Annotated in this window: 11 protein-coding genes and 2 tRNA genes; 8 read left to right on the top strand and 5 right to left on the bottom strand. The window is 68.7% G+C overall.

Going from position 1 to position 13,519, the window contains the following annotated elements:
- Positions 1-897: divergent polysaccharide deacetylase family protein (locus C5F48_RS01950; RefSeq protein WP_181247665.1), on the top strand; the 897-nt coding region annotated here is incomplete at its 5' end.
- 303 nt (positions 898-1,200) lie between these two features.
- Here C5F48_RS01950 and C5F48_RS01945 read toward each other — a convergent pair.
- A complete protein-coding gene (locus tag C5F48_RS01945; RefSeq protein WP_107662220.1) occupies positions 1,201-2,685 on the bottom strand; it encodes an L-lactate permease in 1,485 nt (494 codons plus the stop codon).
- 408 nt (positions 2,686-3,093) lie between these two features.
- The gene (guaA, locus tag C5F48_RS01940; RefSeq protein WP_107662219.1) at positions 3,094-4,650 is read right to left on the bottom strand and encodes a glutamine-hydrolyzing GMP synthase; all 1,557 of its coding nucleotides are present in this window, start codon (positions 4,648-4,650) and stop codon (positions 3,094-3,096) included.
- A gap of 172 nt (positions 4,651-4,822) precedes the next feature.
- On the opposite strand from guaA, the gene C5F48_RS01935 reads away from it, so the two are divergent.
- The 3 genes from C5F48_RS01935 to C5F48_RS01925 all read left to right on the top strand — a co-directional run bounded on the left by C5F48_RS01935 (position 4,823) and on the right by C5F48_RS01925 (position 6,055).
- Positions 4,823-5,761, top strand: a complete 939-nt coding sequence (locus tag C5F48_RS01935) for a pirin family protein (protein WP_107662218.1) — start codon at positions 4,823-4,825, stop codon at positions 5,759-5,761.
- Positions 5,762-5,848: 87 nt separating this feature from the next.
- Positions 5,849-5,925 (top strand) — tRNA-Asp (locus tag C5F48_RS01930).
- A 53-nt stretch (positions 5,926-5,978) separates the two neighbouring features.
- Positions 5,979-6,055, top strand: a tRNA-Asp gene (locus tag C5F48_RS01925).
- Between the two features lie 71 nt (positions 6,056-6,126).
- Here the strand turns inward: C5F48_RS01925 and C5F48_RS01920 are convergent.
- Positions 6,127-6,615 carry a GNAT family N-acetyltransferase gene (locus C5F48_RS01920; RefSeq protein ID WP_107662217.1) on the bottom strand — a complete coding sequence of 163 codons (489 nt, stop codon included), beginning with the start codon at positions 6,613-6,615 and terminating at the stop codon, positions 6,127-6,129.
- A complete protein-coding gene (locus C5F48_RS01915) occupies positions 6,612-7,985 on the bottom strand; it encodes a dipeptidase (RefSeq protein WP_107662216.1) in 1,374 nt (457 codons plus the stop codon). Before C5F48_RS01915 ends, C5F48_RS01920 begins: the two co-directional genes overlap by 4 nt.
- A 108-nt stretch (positions 7,986-8,093) precedes the next feature.
- Between C5F48_RS01915 and C5F48_RS01910 the strand changes: the two genes are divergently transcribed.
- From C5F48_RS01910 to ispG, 4 genes are all read left to right on the top strand, one after another.
- Positions 8,094-8,675: a 5-aminolevulic acid synthase gene (locus tag C5F48_RS01910; RefSeq protein ID WP_170139654.1), complete on the top strand. Its 582-nt coding sequence runs from the start codon at positions 8,094-8,096 to the stop codon at positions 8,673-8,675.
- A gap of 137 nt (positions 8,676-8,812) precedes the next feature.
- Complete coding sequence (gene hemA / locus C5F48_RS01905; RefSeq protein ID WP_107662215.1) at positions 8,813-10,036, top strand: 5-aminolevulinate synthase; 1,224 nt, start codon at positions 8,813-8,815, stop codon at positions 10,034-10,036.
- Between the two features lie 114 nt (positions 10,037-10,150).
- Entirely contained in the window at positions 10,151-11,353 is a 1,203-nt protein-coding gene (locus C5F48_RS01900) for a helix-turn-helix domain-containing protein (RefSeq protein WP_107662214.1), read from the top strand.
- Positions 11,354-11,446: 93 nt separating this feature from the next.
- Positions 11,447-12,580: a flavodoxin-dependent (E)-4-hydroxy-3-methylbut-2-enyl-diphosphate synthase gene (gene ispG / locus C5F48_RS01895; protein WP_107662213.1), complete on the top strand. Its 1,134-nt coding sequence runs from the start codon at positions 11,447-11,449 to the stop codon at positions 12,578-12,580.
- 19 nt (positions 12,581-12,599) lie between these two features.
- On the opposite strand, the gene C5F48_RS01890 is transcribed toward ispG, so the two are convergent.
- Positions 12,600-13,349 (bottom strand): DsbA family protein, encoded by a 750-nt coding sequence (locus C5F48_RS01890; RefSeq protein ID WP_107662212.1) that lies wholly within the window; start codon positions 13,347-13,349, stop codon positions 12,600-12,602.
- Positions 13,350-13,519: the final 170 nt, after the last annotated feature.

Genomic DNA, 13,519 nt, shown 5'->3' with positions numbered 1-13,519 from the left:
GCGCTGCCCGCCGGCGCGGCGCGGCCCGAGACGCCGGCGGAGGAGCCGCTGCCGGGCCGGACCAACCTGCCGCCGCCGCCGCCGCTGACCGCGGAGGAGCTGGCGATGCTGGCCCCGCGCCGGCTCGAGCCCGACCCGCCGCGCCCCGCCGATCCATCGGTTCTGCCCGGCGCGGCGAGTAGCCTGCCGCAGATCGGTACGGTCTCTCCGGCAGAGATCGACGAGGCCCTGCCGCCGGCGCGGGCCTTCGCCCGGCCCTTCGACAATCCCGAAGCGCGGCCGGTGCTCGCCATCCTGCTGCGCGACACCGGCGGGCCGGGGGTGGACCGCGAGGCTCTGGCGGCGCTGCCCTTCCCGGTCAGCTTCGTCATCGACCCGCTGGCTCCCGACGCCGCCACAGCCGCCGCGATCTATCGCGCGGCGGGGCAGGAGGTGCTGATGCTGGCGACCGGCATCCCCGAGGGGGCGACCGCCGCGGATCTGGAGGTGACCTTCGCCGCCCATGCGGCGGCGCTGCCCGAGGCGGTGGCGCTGGTGGATCTGGCGGAGGCCGGCTTTCAGGCCGACCGGCGGCTGGCGACCGAGGTGGCGACGGTGGTCGCCGGGCAGGGGCGGGGGCTCGTGACCTATGACCGCGGGCTGAACGCGGCGGATCAGGCGGCGCGGCGGCAGGGGCTGCCGACGCTGGCGCTGTTCCGGCGGCTGGAGGAGGCGGGCGGCGAGGCCCCGGCGATCCGGCAGGCGCTGGACCGGGCGGCCTTCCGCGCGGCGCAGGAGGGGCGGGCGGCGGTGATCGGCGAGACGCGGGAGGAGACGGTGCGGGCGCTGCTGGCCTGGTCGGTGGAGGGGCGCGCAGCGACCGTGGCTCTGGCGCCCGCGACGGCGGCGATGCGGTGATTTTCACGCGTGAAAAGCGCGGTAGGGTGTTGGTTTGGTTTGGGAATTTGTTGGGCGTTAGGGTTTTGTTGACGGGTTGAGGTCGGGGTGGGTGCGCAATGAATGCGCACCCTACGGGGCGGCTTGGTAGGGCGGTTTCACCCCGCCCCGGAGGCGGGCGGCGGGTGGGGGGAAACCCCACCCTACGGGATCGTGGCGGGCAGGGAGCTCATTTAGGGTTTTGTTAGGGGCTTAACGAGGGCATTCGGCTTCCTTGGCGGTCGGGTGGGTGCGCAATGAATGCGCACCCTACGGGGGCGTGGCTCAACCGGTGGCGGCGGTCAGAAGGAGGCCGGCGGCGATGAGGCAGGCGAGGCAGGGGCCGAGTGTGCGAGCCAGGATGCGGCCCTCGCCGCCCTTGCCGCCGACCGTGGCGCAGCCGGCGATGATGTTGTGCGGCGCGACGATATTGCCGATCGCTGCGCCGAAGGTCTGGGCGGCCAGCAGCAGCGGCGCGGGCAGCGACAGCGCCGTGGCGGTGGAGAGCTGGAACTCGGAGAACAGGATGTTCGAGGTGGTGGCCGAGCCGGTGACGAAGGTGCCGAGCACGCCCACCGCCGGGGCCAGCAGTGGCCAGACCGGGCCGGTGTGGGCGGCGGCCTCGGCCAGCGTCAGCACCATGCCGGAATGCACCATGACCCGGGCCAGCGCCAGCATGACCGCCAGCGCCAGCGCCACCGGCAGAAGCTGGCGCAGCGCCGCCGCGAGGGCGGGCGGCAGCAGCCGGGCGCGGCCGGTCAGGAGGGCGCCGGCGACCAGCCCGGCGGCGAGCAGCGTGCCCGGGTGGTAGAGCGGCTGGAAGCTGCCGGCGAAGCCGCCGGGCAGGGTCCAGCGCAGGGCGAGGGCCGAGAGCGGCTGTTGCACCGCGGGCACCATGCGGGTCAGCAGCACGAGGCCGAGGATGATCGCATAGGGGGCGAGGTCGGCCAAGGCTCCGGCGGGCAGCGGCCGGGGCTGCCGGGCCGGGCCGAAGCGGCGCAGCAGCAGCACGAAGCCGGCGCAGCCGATGAGCGCGCCGCCCAAGGTGGCGAGCTCGGGCCCTGTTAAGGCCGCCAGCGCGACCGAGGGCAGGAAGAAGCAGAGCGCCGCCAACCCGCCCCAGCCGAGATCGCGGCGCGAGAGGCGGCGGTCGTCGGCGAGCAGGAGCAGGGTCAGCAGCAGGATGCCGCCGGTCGCGGCATGCAGCAGCGCGGCGGGCAGGGCGATCGCCTCAACCGGCACGCCGGTGATCGCGGCCTGGGTCAGCAGCGGCGTGCCGGCCGCGCCGAAGGAGACGCCGGAGGCATGGCCGACCAGCGCCAGCACCACGGCGCGCAGCGGCGGCAGGCCGATCCCGACCAGAAGCGGCGCCCCGAGCGCCACCGGGGTGCCGAATCCGGCGGCGCCCTCCATGAACAGGCCGAAGAACCAGGCGATCAGCAGCACCAGCAGCCGCCGGTCGTCGGTGAGCCCGGTAAGCAGCGCGCGGATCCGGTCGACCGCGCCGGAGCGGCGCTGCAGCTCGTAGATCGACAGGGCCGGCAGGATGATCCAGAGGATTGTGGCGGCGGAATGCAGCGCCTCGGCGCCGATGCCGGTCGCGGCCTGCGGCAGGGCCGCGCCGGAGCTGGCGGTCAGCTCGAAGCCGGCGAGGGTCAGGAGCAGCGCGACGGCAAGGCCCGCCGCCCCCGCGATGGCCGCCGAGCGGTGGAGCACGGCCATGGCCAGCAGCACGGTGAGGATCGGCAGGGCGGCGAGAAGGGCGGGAATGGGGGAACCTCGGGACAGGGTCGGGACAGGGGGGGCTTCGCCATGGTGGAAGCTGGGGCGGCGCTTGTCGAGGGTGTTGCCGCCGCAGCCGGCAGTTCAGGGGCCGCCGCCAGTGGCAGCTTGGGAACCGTCGGCTGTCTGCGCTTGCGACATCCCGGTGGCGGGCAGCTTGCAGCGGGGGCGCTGCAAGGGAGGAGGCTGTGTGAACACTCGGTCTGAGAGGGCCCGTCGCGGAACGATGTTTGCCGATAGCCAAGATGGGTTCCCATCGAGGGTGACGGTGGCGGCCTCTATGGGAAACTGTTCTCGGTGGGGGCGCAAGATCCGGGTTCTCACACGGCCCGGCGGAACGCAGAAGGGGCGCGGTCTCGGCCCGCGCCCCTTGCTGTTCCGTTCAGACCCTTCGGGTCATTCCCACTCGATGGTGCCCGGCGGCTTCGAGGTGATGTCGTAGGTCACGCGGTTGATGCCCTGCACCTCGTTGATGATCCGCGTCGCGGTCTCGCCGAGGAAGTCGTGGGTGAAGGGGTAGTAATCCGCCGTCATGCCATCGACGCTGGTCACCGCGCGCAGGGCGCAGGCATAGTCGTAGGTGCGCCCGTCGCCCATCACGCCGACGGTCTTCACGGGCAGCAGCGCGACGAAGGCCTGCCAGATCTCGTCGTAGAGATCGTGCTTGCGGATCTGGTCGATAAAGACGGCGTCGGCCTTCCTGAGGATCGCCAGCTTCTCGCGGGTGATCTCGCCCGGGCAGCGGATGGCGAGGCCGGGGCCGGGGAAGGGGTGGCGGCCGATGAAGCTGGCGGGCAGGCCGAGCTCGCGGCCCAAGGCGCGGACCTCGTCCTTGAAGAGCTCGCGCAAGGGTTCGACCAGCTTCATGCCCATCTTCTCGGGCAGGCCGCCGACATTGTGGTGCGACTTGATGGTGACCGAGGGCCCACCGGAGAAGCTGACCGATTCGATCACGTCCGGGTAGAGCGTGCCCTGGGCGAGGAAGGTCGCGCCGCCGACCTCATGCGCGTGTTTCTGGAACACGTCGATGAAGAGACGGCCGATGGTCTTGCGCTTCACCTCCGGGTCCGAGACGCCTTCGAGGGCGTTCAGGAACAGGTCGGATTCGTCGGCATGGATCAGCGGCATGTTGTAATGGTCGCGGAACATGGTGACGACCTGCTCGGCCTCGCCCTGCCGCAGCAGCCCATGATCGACGAAGACGCAGGTCAGCTGGTCGCCGATCGCCTCGTGGATCAGCACGGCGGCGACCGAGCTGTCGACGCCGCCGGAGAGGCCGCAGATCACCTTGGCGTCGCCCACCTGGGCGCGGATCTTGGCGATGGCGTCCTCGCGATAGGCGCCCATCGTCCAGTCGCCGGTGAAGCCCGCGAGACGCACGAAGTTCTCGTAGAGTTTCGCGCCCTTGGGGGTGTGGTGCACCTCGGGGTGGAACTGCACGGCGAAGAAGCGGCGCTCGGGGTCGGCGGTGATGGCGAAGGGGGCGTTGGGCGAGGTGCCGAAGACCTTGAAGCCCGGTGCGATATGCGAGACGTGGTCGCCATGGCTCATCCAGACCTGCTCGCGCCCTTCGGCGAACCAGCCGTCGAGAATGTCGAGCTTGTCGGTGGTCGGAGTCACGAAGGCGCGGCCGAATTCGGCGGTGCCGTGGCCGCGTTCGACCTTGCCGCCGAGCAGGTGCATCATCACCTGCTGGCCGTAGCAGATCCCGAGGATCGGCACGCCGAGGTCGAAGACCCCCGCGGGCGGCATCGGCGCGCCCTCGGCGAAGACCGAGGAGGGACCACCGGAGAAGATGATCGCCTTCGGCGCGAACGCGGCCAGAAAGGCGTCGTCCACCTTGTTGAAGGGATGAATCTCGCAGAAGACATTCAGCTCGCGCAGACGGCGCGCGATGAGCTGGGTGACCTGCGAGCCGAAGTCGATGATGAGGAGGCGTTCATGCTGGTTCATGGGCCATGCCCATAGGGTTCCGCCCGGAAAATCGCAAGGGGAGTCGCGTGTCGGACTGCGCTTTCGCGACAGGACGGCGGCCTGTGCCGCAGCGCACAGCCGGCGCGCGGGGGCAATGGATGCGGCGGAGGCGGTTCTGGTCTAGATTGGCTGCAGGACAAGGAGAGCCGACATGAGCTGGAACCCCGCACTGGACCACGACATTCCGCTCGGCGATGCCGTCGACGCCATCGAGACGGTGATCGTGCCGCGCGCCCGCGATCTGGGCGGCTTCGAGGTGCGCCGGGCGCTGCCCTCGGCGGCGCGGCAGATGGTCGGGCCGTTCATCTTCTTCGACCAGATGGGCCCGGCGGAGTTCTTGACCGGCAAGGGGATCGACGTGCGGCCGCATCCGCATATCGGGCTCGCCACCGTCACCTATCTGATGAAGGGCCGCATCCATCATCGCGACAGTCTCGGCACCGATCAGTGGATCGAGCCGGGGGCGGTGAACTGGATGATGGCGGGGCAGGGCATCACCCATTCCGAACGGATGGACGGGACGATGCTGCAGAAGCCGCATTCGCTGTTCGGGCTGCAGACCTGGGTGGCGCTGCCCAAGGACCGCGAGGATGACGCGGCGGCCTTCAGCCATACCGGCGCCGAGGCGCTGCCCTTCCTCGAGGGCGAGGGCAAGACGGTGCGGCTGATCCTGGGCGACGCCTGGGGCGAACGCTCGCCGGTGACGCTGCCGTCGGAGATGATCTATGCCGATGCCGCGCTGGAGGCGGGGGCGAGCCTGCCGATGCCGGACAATCACGAGGATCTGGGGGCCTATGTGCTGGCCGGGTCGGTGACCGTGGCGGGCGAGACCTATGAGGCGGGGCGCATGCTGGTGTTCCGTCCGGGCGACCGGATCACCCTGAAGGCCGGGGCGCAGGGCGCGCGGGTCATGGTGCTGGGCGGGGCCACGCCGGACGGGCCGCGCTACATCTGGTGGAATTTCGTCGCCTCCTCGCAGGAGCGCATCGCCGCGGCCAAGGAAGCTTGGCGCGCGGGCGACTGGGCGCATGGCCGGTTCCGGCTGCCGCCGAACGACGATGCGGAGTTCATTCCGGCGCCGGATCGATGATCGCGAAATATCTTCCGGCCCCGCTTGACGCCGCCCGCGGGGCTGCGTAATACCCCCACACGTTCGAGCGGCGGCTTGGATGGCTACGCGGTTGTAGCTCAGTTGGTTAGAGTACCGGCCTGTCACGCCGGGGGTCGCGGGTTCGAGCCCCGTCAACCGCGCCACCATCCGCCGCCCGCCCGGACGTGAAGACTTCGGTCTTCGAGTGAAGAAATGTGCGGTTGTAGCTCAGTTGGTTAGAGTACCGGCCTGTCACGCCGGGGGTCGCGGGTTCGAGCCCCGTCAACCGCGCCACTTCTTCCCCAGATGACGATGCCAAAGCAGGCGCAACCTTCCGGTTGAGCCGCTTTCATTTTGGGGCTTCCTCAGAAGCTGATCCGATAGCGCACATGGCCATCCGCCGCCGCGAGCTTGTCGTAGAGCTTGCGGGCGCGGTGATTGTTCACGTCGGTGTGCCAGTAGAGCCGGTCGAAGCCGCGCTCCTTGCAGATGGCGATCAGGTCGTCCATCAGCGCCTGGCCCAGCCCGAGGCCGCGGGCCTCGCGGCAGAGGAACAGGTCTTCCAGATAGCAGTCCGGGCCGAGGGCCCAAGTGCTGAGGTGGTGGTGATACATGGCAAAGCCGAGAACCCGCTCGCCCGCCACCGCCAGCCGCGCCGTGAGCGGCGAGGCGGGATCGAGGCAACGTTTCCACGTCTGGTCCGTGACTTCGGGGGCGATCTTCACCTTGTAGAAGGCGAGATACTGGCCCCAGAGCTCGCGCCACGCCGCCTCGTCGTTGGGGCCCGCGTCGCGGATCTCGATCTCGGGACGCGGTCGCAGGTCGGCGTCTTCGACGGCGTGGCTGTCGCTCATCCCATCACCTTTTCCAGCACGCGCGCCCAAGAACGGATGCCCTTGTGGAAGCTCTCCACATCGTATTTCTCGTTCGGCGAGTGGATCTGGTCGTCATCCTTGCCGAAGCCGATCAGCATCGCGTCCATGCCGAGCACGGTCTTGAAATAGCCGGCGATCGGGATCGAGCCGCCGCAGCCGACATAGGCCGCCGCCAGCCCCCATTCCTCGCTCAGCGCCTGACGGGCCTGTTCGAAGGCCGGGTGGTCGATCTGCATCTGGCCGGCGGCGGAATTGCCGTGGCCGTGGAATTCCACCTCGCAATCGGTGGGCAGTTGGGCCTCGACATAGGCGCGGAAGGCCTCGCGGATCGCGTTGGGGTCCTGCTGGCCGACGAGGCGGAAGCTGATCTTGGCATGGGCCTCGGACGGCAGCACGGTCTTGAAGCCATCGCCGGTATAGCCGCCCCAGATGCCGTTCACCTCGCAGGTCGGGCGCGACCAGATCATCTCCAGCGGCGTGCGGTCCTGCTCGCCCGCGGGCTCCGACAGGCCGACATCGCCGAGGAAGCGGGCGTGGTCGAAGGCAAGGTTCTGCCACTGGGCGCGGATCTCGTCGGAAAGCTCGGTCACGCCATCGTAGAAGCCGGGCAGGGTGATGCGGCCGGTGTCGTCATGCAGGCCGGCGATGATGCGGGCGAGCACGCGGATCGGGTTCATCGCCACGCCGCCATACATGCCGGAATGCAGGTCCTTGTCGGCGCCGCGGATCGTCAGCTCCTCGCCCATCAGGCCGCGCAGCATGGTGACGATGGCGGGGCTCTTCGATTCGAAGAGGCCGGTGTCGCAGATCAGCGCGATGTCTGCGGTGAGTTCGGCGGCGTTCTCTTTCATGAAGGGCACGAGGGAGGGCGAGCCCGATTCCTCCTCGCCTTCGAGGAAGAGGGTGATGCGGCCGGGCAGCGCGCCATGCACGTCCTTCCAGGCGCGGCAGGCCTCGATGAAGGTCATCAGCTGGCCCTTGTCGTCGGAGGCGCCGCGGCCGCGGATCACCTGGCCCTTCGGGGTTTCCTCGATGGCCGGATCGAAGGGATCGCGGTGCCAGAGGTTCAGCGGATCGACCGGCTGCACGTCGTAATGGCCGTAGAACAGCACATGCGGACCTTCGCCGGCGGCATGGGCGACGACCATCGGATGACCGGGGGTCGGACGTTTCGAGGCCTCGAAGCCGAGGCTTTCCAGCTCGGCCACCAGCCAGTCGGCGGCGCGGTCGCAATCGGCCTTGAAGGCGGGATCGGTGGAAATCGACGGGATCCGCAGCAGGTCGATCAGCCGGTCGGTCGCTTGCGGAAGGGTTTCGTCAATCCGGGCAAGAACGGCATCCAGCGACATGACATATCCTTTTTGTGATTTCGGCGCAGACCCTAACAGGCCCGCCGCCCCTGTCCAGTGCCGCAGGGCTGCGGTAAACTCCCCGTGTGGCGGCGAATGAGGAACGGCATGCAGGCGAAGGCGATGGTGGCGGGCGTGGTCCTGCTGGCGGCGATGACCGAGGCGGGGATGGCGCAGACGGTTGGCGGCAAGGCGGCGCGGGACATGGTCTTCGCCCCCGGCAAGGCCGAGGTGGAGCTGCTGCCGCAGAGCTTCCTGCCAGCGGATCAGGCCGAGATGCTGCGGATGGTCGGGTCGCAGCAGGCTTACTACGGCGCCATCGCCGTCTCGCCCGACGAGGGCATCATGGTCGAGGCGACGGTCGCCGCCGCCAATTACCACACGACCGAGGCGGCCTCGGCCGCGGCGCTGGCCGGGTGCGAGGCCAAGCGCAAGGGCGCCGCGCCCTGCGCCGTGGTGGCGCTGATCCGGCCCGCCGGCTGGCAGCCGCAGCCCCTGACCCTGTCGGCCGCAGCGACCGAGGCCCTGCGCAAGGACTACGGCCGGCGCGGCGCGCGGGCGATGGCCGTTTCGGCCTCGACCGGGGTCTGGGGGCTGGGGAAGGGTGCGGGGGCGGCGGAGACGGCGCTGCGGGCCTGTTCCGCCATGGGGCAGGGGGTGCAGGATTGCACCGTGACGGTGGCCGATTGACGCAGGTTCATTTACCGTACTGGTCAAATGCCCGGCACAAGATTTAGGATTTGATCAGTATCAAGGCTGAAGCCTTAACGATCTCTACACAATGCACCCAGCTGGCCCGGCAGACCGGGCGTCAGGGAGACAGTTCAATGAACTACGATCAGGCACTCGACACCGCCATCAACCGGCTTCACACCGAGGGCCGCTACCGAACCTTCATCGACATCGAGCGGCAGAAGGGCGCCTATCCGAACGCAACCTGGCGCAAGCCGGACGGGACCGAGAAGGACATCACCGTCTGGTGCGGCAACGACTATCTCGGCATGGGGCAGCATCCGGTGGTGCTGGAGGCGATGCACGAGGCGCTAGACGCCACCGGCGCCGGGTCGGGCGGCACGCGCAACATCTCGGGCACCACGGTCTACCACAAGCGTCTGGAAGCCGAGCTGGCCGACCTGCACGGCAAGGAGGCGGCGCTGGTGTTCAGCTCGGCCTATATCGCCAATGACGCCACGCTCTCAACCCTGCCGCATCTGTTCCCCGGTCTGGTGATCGTGTCGGACCAGCTGAACCACGCTTCGATGATCGAGGGCATCCGCCGGTCGGGCACCGAGAAGCACATCTTCAAGCACAACGACCTGGCCGACCTGCGCCGCATCCTCAGCGGCATCGAGAAGGGCCGGCCGATCATCGTCGCCTTCGAGTCGATCTATTCGATGGACGGCGATTTCGGCAAGATCAAGGAGATCTGCGATCTGGCCGACGAGTTCGGCGCGCTGAAATACATCGACGAGGTGCATGCGGTCGGCATGTACGGCCCGCGCGGCGGCGGCGTGGCCGAGCGTGACGGGCTGATGGACCGGATCGACATCATCAACGGCACGCTGGGCAAGGCCTATGGCGTGTTCGGCGGCTACATCGCCGCGAGTGCGAAGATGATCGACGCGGTGCGCTCCTATGCCCCCGGATTCATCTTCACCACCTCGATCCCGCCGGCCATCGCCGCCGGCGCCGCGGCCTCGGTGAAGCATCTCAAGACCGACCAGGGCCTGCGCGACAAGCAGCAGCTGCACGCCCGGATCCTGAAGATGCGGCTGAAGGGGCTGGGCCTGCCGATCATCGACCACGGGTCGCATATCGTGCCGGTGCATGTCGGCGACCCCATCCATTGCAAGATGATCTCGGACATGCTGCTGGAGCACTTCGGCATCTACGTCCAGCCGATCAACTTCCCGACGGTGCCGCGCGGCACCGAGCGGCTGCGCTTCACCCCGTCGCCGGTTCACGATCCGGCGCAGATTGACGCAGTCGTGAAGGCGATGGATGTGCTCTGGCAGCACTGTGCGCTGAATCGCGCCGAGGTGTCGGCCTGAACGCTTCTGCGGATGCAAACGTCTCTGCCCTGTGCTAATTATTCCTCAATAGCACGCTTCTGAGTCGGACGATAAAAAGGCTCAGGCGACATGGGGCAGGGACGGGCAATACGCATGAACTGGCGGAGGACCAAACCTTCGACCGCCGAAATCGACAAGCCGAAAGGCTTCGACGATTTCGAGCTGCGTCTGGGGGATTTGATGCGCGGTGAACGCGCGACTTTGGGCAAGTCGCTGCTCGATGTCCAACGCGAGTTGAAGATCAAGGCCACCTACATCGCCGCCATCGAGAACTGCGACGTCTCGGCCTTCGAGACGCAGGGTTTCGTGGCGGGCTATGTCCGCTCCTATGCCCGCTATCTCGGCATGGACACGGAATGGGCCTATACCCGCTTCTGCGCCGAAGCGAATTTCACCGTTGCGCATGGCATGTCGGCGGCGGCCTCGCCCGCCCGCCCGCCGCGCAAGGTGCCCTCCGAACATCACGACCCGCTCGGCGATCCGAACGCGGTCTTCGTGCCCCGCACCCAGAGCGTCTTCGCCAATGTCGAGCCCGGCGCCGTCGGGTCTGTGCTGGTGCTGCTGGCGCTGATCGGGGCCATCGGCTACGGCGGCTGGTCGGTGTTGCAGGAGGTTCAGCGCGTGCAGCTGGCCCCGGTGGATCAGGCCCCGAAGGTGGTGGCCGAGATCGACCCGCTGGGCAATGTGAGCGGCGTGCCGCCTTTGGTGCGCAGCGCGCCGGAAGCGGCGGAGACCGAGCTTGCGGCCAGTGATGCGGAGGCGGCGGCGCCGGACCTGATGGCGCGGCTCTACCGTCCTCAGGCGCTGGATGTGCCGGTGCTGACCTCGCGCGACGGGCCGATCGCCTCGATCAACCCGCGCGACCTTGGGCTGATGCCGAATGCCGTGCCGATCCAGGCCGCAGCGACCGCCTCGGCGATCGAGCAGGCCGTGGCCGACGCGGTGCAGGTGGTGGAGCCGGTGGCGCCGAAGGTGGAGCTGCTGGCGGTGCGCCCGTCCTGGGTGCGGGTTTCCGCGGCCGATGGGACGGTGCTCTTCGAGAAGATCCTCGACTCGGGCGAGCGCTACGAGGTGCCGCAGATGGAAGCCGCCGCCGTGCTGCGCGCCGGCAATTCCGGCTCGCTGTATTTCGCGGTGAACGGCAAGACCTACGGCCCGGCCGCGCCGGGAGCGCAGGTGGTGAAGAATGTCGCGCTGACGCCCGACGCGCTGACCGAGAGCTATGCCGAGGCCGATCTGACTGGCGACGCCGATCTCGCCCGCTTCGTGAAGCTGGCCCAGGCCGACACCCAGTAAGCCGACACCCGGTAACAAGGGCGTTTTGGCGCAGGCGGTTGCCCCGAGACGTCGCAGGGCGTATCTATGGGGCAACTCTGACCCGAGGTTCCCATGTCCTTGAATCACGTCCGCCCCTGGCGGAACATCTATCGCCGCAAGTCGCGCCAGATCATGGTGGGCAAGGTCGCCGTTGGGGGCGACGCGCCGATCTCGGTGCAGACCATGACCAACACGCTGACGCATGACGTGGCGGCGACCATCGCCCAGGTGCAGCGCTGCGCCGACGCCGGGGCGGATATCGTGCGGATCTCGACGCCGGACGAGGCCTCGACCGCGGCGCTGAAGCAGATCTGCGCGGCAAGCCCGGTGCCGATCGTCGCCGACATCCATTTCCACTACAAGCGCGCCATCGAGGCGGCGGAGGCCGGGGCGGCCTGTCTCAGGATCAACCCGGGCAACATCGGCGACGCGAGCCGGGTGCGCGAGGTGATCAAGGCGGCCAAGGACCACGGCTGTTCGATCCGCATCGGCGTCAATGCGGGTTCGCTGGAGCGGCATCTGCTGGAGAAATACGGCGAGCCCTGCCCGGACGCGATGGTGGAGAGCGGGCTCGACCACATCAAGATCCTGCAGGACAACGACTTCCACGAATTCAAGATTTCGGTGAAGGCGTCGGACGTGTTCCTTGCCGCCGCCGCCTATCAGGCGCTGGCCGATGCGACCGACGCGCCGATCCACCTCGGGATCACCGAGGCGGGGGGGCTGACCTCCGGCACGGTGAAATCGGCGGTGGGGCTAGGCAACCTTCTGTGGAACGGCATCGGCGACACGCTGCGCGTCTCGCTCTCCGCCGATCCGGTGGAAGAGGTGAAGGTCGGCTACGAGATCCTGAAGTCGCTGGGGCTGCGGCACCGCGGCGTCACGATCATCTCCTGCCCGTCCTGTGCCCGGCAGGGCTTCGACGTGATCAAGACGGTGTCGACGCTGGAGGACCGGCTGGCGCATGTCACCACCTCGATGAGCCTGTCGATCATCGGTTGCGTGGTGAACGGACCGGGCGAGGCGCTGATGACCGATATCGGCTTCACCGGCGGCGGCAACGGGTCGGGGATGGTCTATCTGGCCGGCAAGCAGGTGCACAAGCTCGGCAACGAGCGGATGATCGACGAGATCGTGAGCCTGGTGGAACAGAAGGCCGCCGAGATCCAGGCGACGGAAGCGGCGGCGGCCGAGGCGGCGGAGTAACCGCCCCGGCCGGGAAGGGTCAGCCGGCGCGCTGGCCCTCGACGATCTGGCGCATGCCGTCCAGCGGCACATAGCCGCGGACCATGGTGCGGTCGAGCACGAAGGTCGGCGTGCCGCTGACGTCGAGCTTGGTCGCCAGCGCATGGTTCGCCTCGATCACCGCCGTCACCTCGGGCGCGTCCATGCGGGCGAGGATCGCCGCGCTGTCGAGCCCCATGTCGGAGGCAAGCCGGCCCAGCGTATCGGTGTTGATGTCGCCGCGGAAGGCGATCAGCGTGTCATGCGCCTGCTTGTAGGCCTCGTCCCCGGCCAGCTGGCGCACGGCGATGGCGAAGCGCGAGGCGACCAGCGATTCCTCGCCGAGGATCGGATATTCCTTCAGCACGAAGCGGATGTTGCCGTCGGATTGCACCAGCTCGGCCACCTCGTCATGCGCCTTGCGGCAATAGCCGCAGCGGTAGTCGACGAATTCGACAAGCGTGATGTCGCCTTCCAGATTGCCGCCGGCCCAGCTCGCCGGGTCGCGGAAGATCTCCTCGGAATTGTCGCGCAGCAGCGTGAGGTCGTTGTTGGCCTGCTCGGCCTGCTGCTTGGCCTCGAGCGCGGTCATCGCCTCGATCAGCACTTCGGGGTTTTCCACGAGATAGGCGCGGACCTCGGCGCGGAAGGCTGTGCGTTCGGCGTCGGTCATCTCCTGCGCCGCGAGCGGTGCGGTGGTGGCGAGCAGCGCAGCGATCAAGGCGGCGGGGCCGAGGGCGGGGAACTTCATGGGGTCTCTCCGGATCTGGCGAAATCGCCGTGAATGGGGGCGCGGGGCCGGTCCGGTCAGGAACACCGAAAGGGGCCGGTTGGCAAGCGGGGTCGCGCCCCGGGGCCTTGTGCCGCCATTGACCTTCCGCGCCCGAAGTCTCAGGAACGGGGCAAGGCAAGCTTACGGGG

The sequence above is a fragment of the Cereibacter changlensis JA139 genome (assembly GCF_003034985.1).
In the GTDB taxonomy this organism is placed as follows: Bacteria; Pseudomonadota; Alphaproteobacteria; order Rhodobacterales; family Rhodobacteraceae; genus Cereibacter; species Cereibacter changlensis.
This window is presented reverse-complemented; position numbering and strand designations above follow the sequence as displayed.

Excerpts from the sequence above, each read along its gene's own strand:
- C5F48_RS01910 (WP_170139654.1), top strand. The coding sequence starts at position 8,094 with ATGCAGGCGAAGGCGATGGTGGCGGGCGTGGTCCTGCTGGCGGCGATG.
- C5F48_RS01915 (WP_107662216.1), bottom strand. The coding sequence starts at position 7,985 with ATGTCGCTGGATGCCGTTCTTGCCCGGATTGACGAAACCCTTCCGCAA.
- hemA (WP_107662215.1), top strand. The coding sequence starts at position 8,813 with ATGAACTACGATCAGGCACTCGACACCGCCATCAACCGGCTTCACACC.
- C5F48_RS01900 (WP_107662214.1), top strand. The coding sequence starts at position 10,151 with ATGAACTGGCGGAGGACCAAACCTTCGACCGCCGAAATCGACAAGCCG.
- ispG (WP_107662213.1), top strand. The coding sequence starts at position 11,447 with ATGTCCTTGAATCACGTCCGCCCCTGGCGGAACATCTATCGCCGCAAG.
- C5F48_RS01920 (WP_107662217.1), bottom strand. The coding sequence starts at position 6,615 with ATGAGCGACAGCCACGCCGTCGAAGACGCCGACCTGCGACCGCGTCCC.
- C5F48_RS01935 (WP_107662218.1), top strand. The coding sequence starts at position 4,823 with ATGAGCTGGAACCCCGCACTGGACCACGACATTCCGCTCGGCGATGCC.
- guaA (WP_107662219.1), bottom strand. The coding sequence starts at position 4,650 with ATGAACCAGCATGAACGCCTCCTCATCATCGACTTCGGCTCGCAGGTC.
- C5F48_RS01890 (WP_107662212.1), bottom strand. The coding sequence starts at position 13,349 with ATGAAGTTCCCCGCCCTCGGCCCCGCCGCCTTGATCGCTGCGCTGCTC.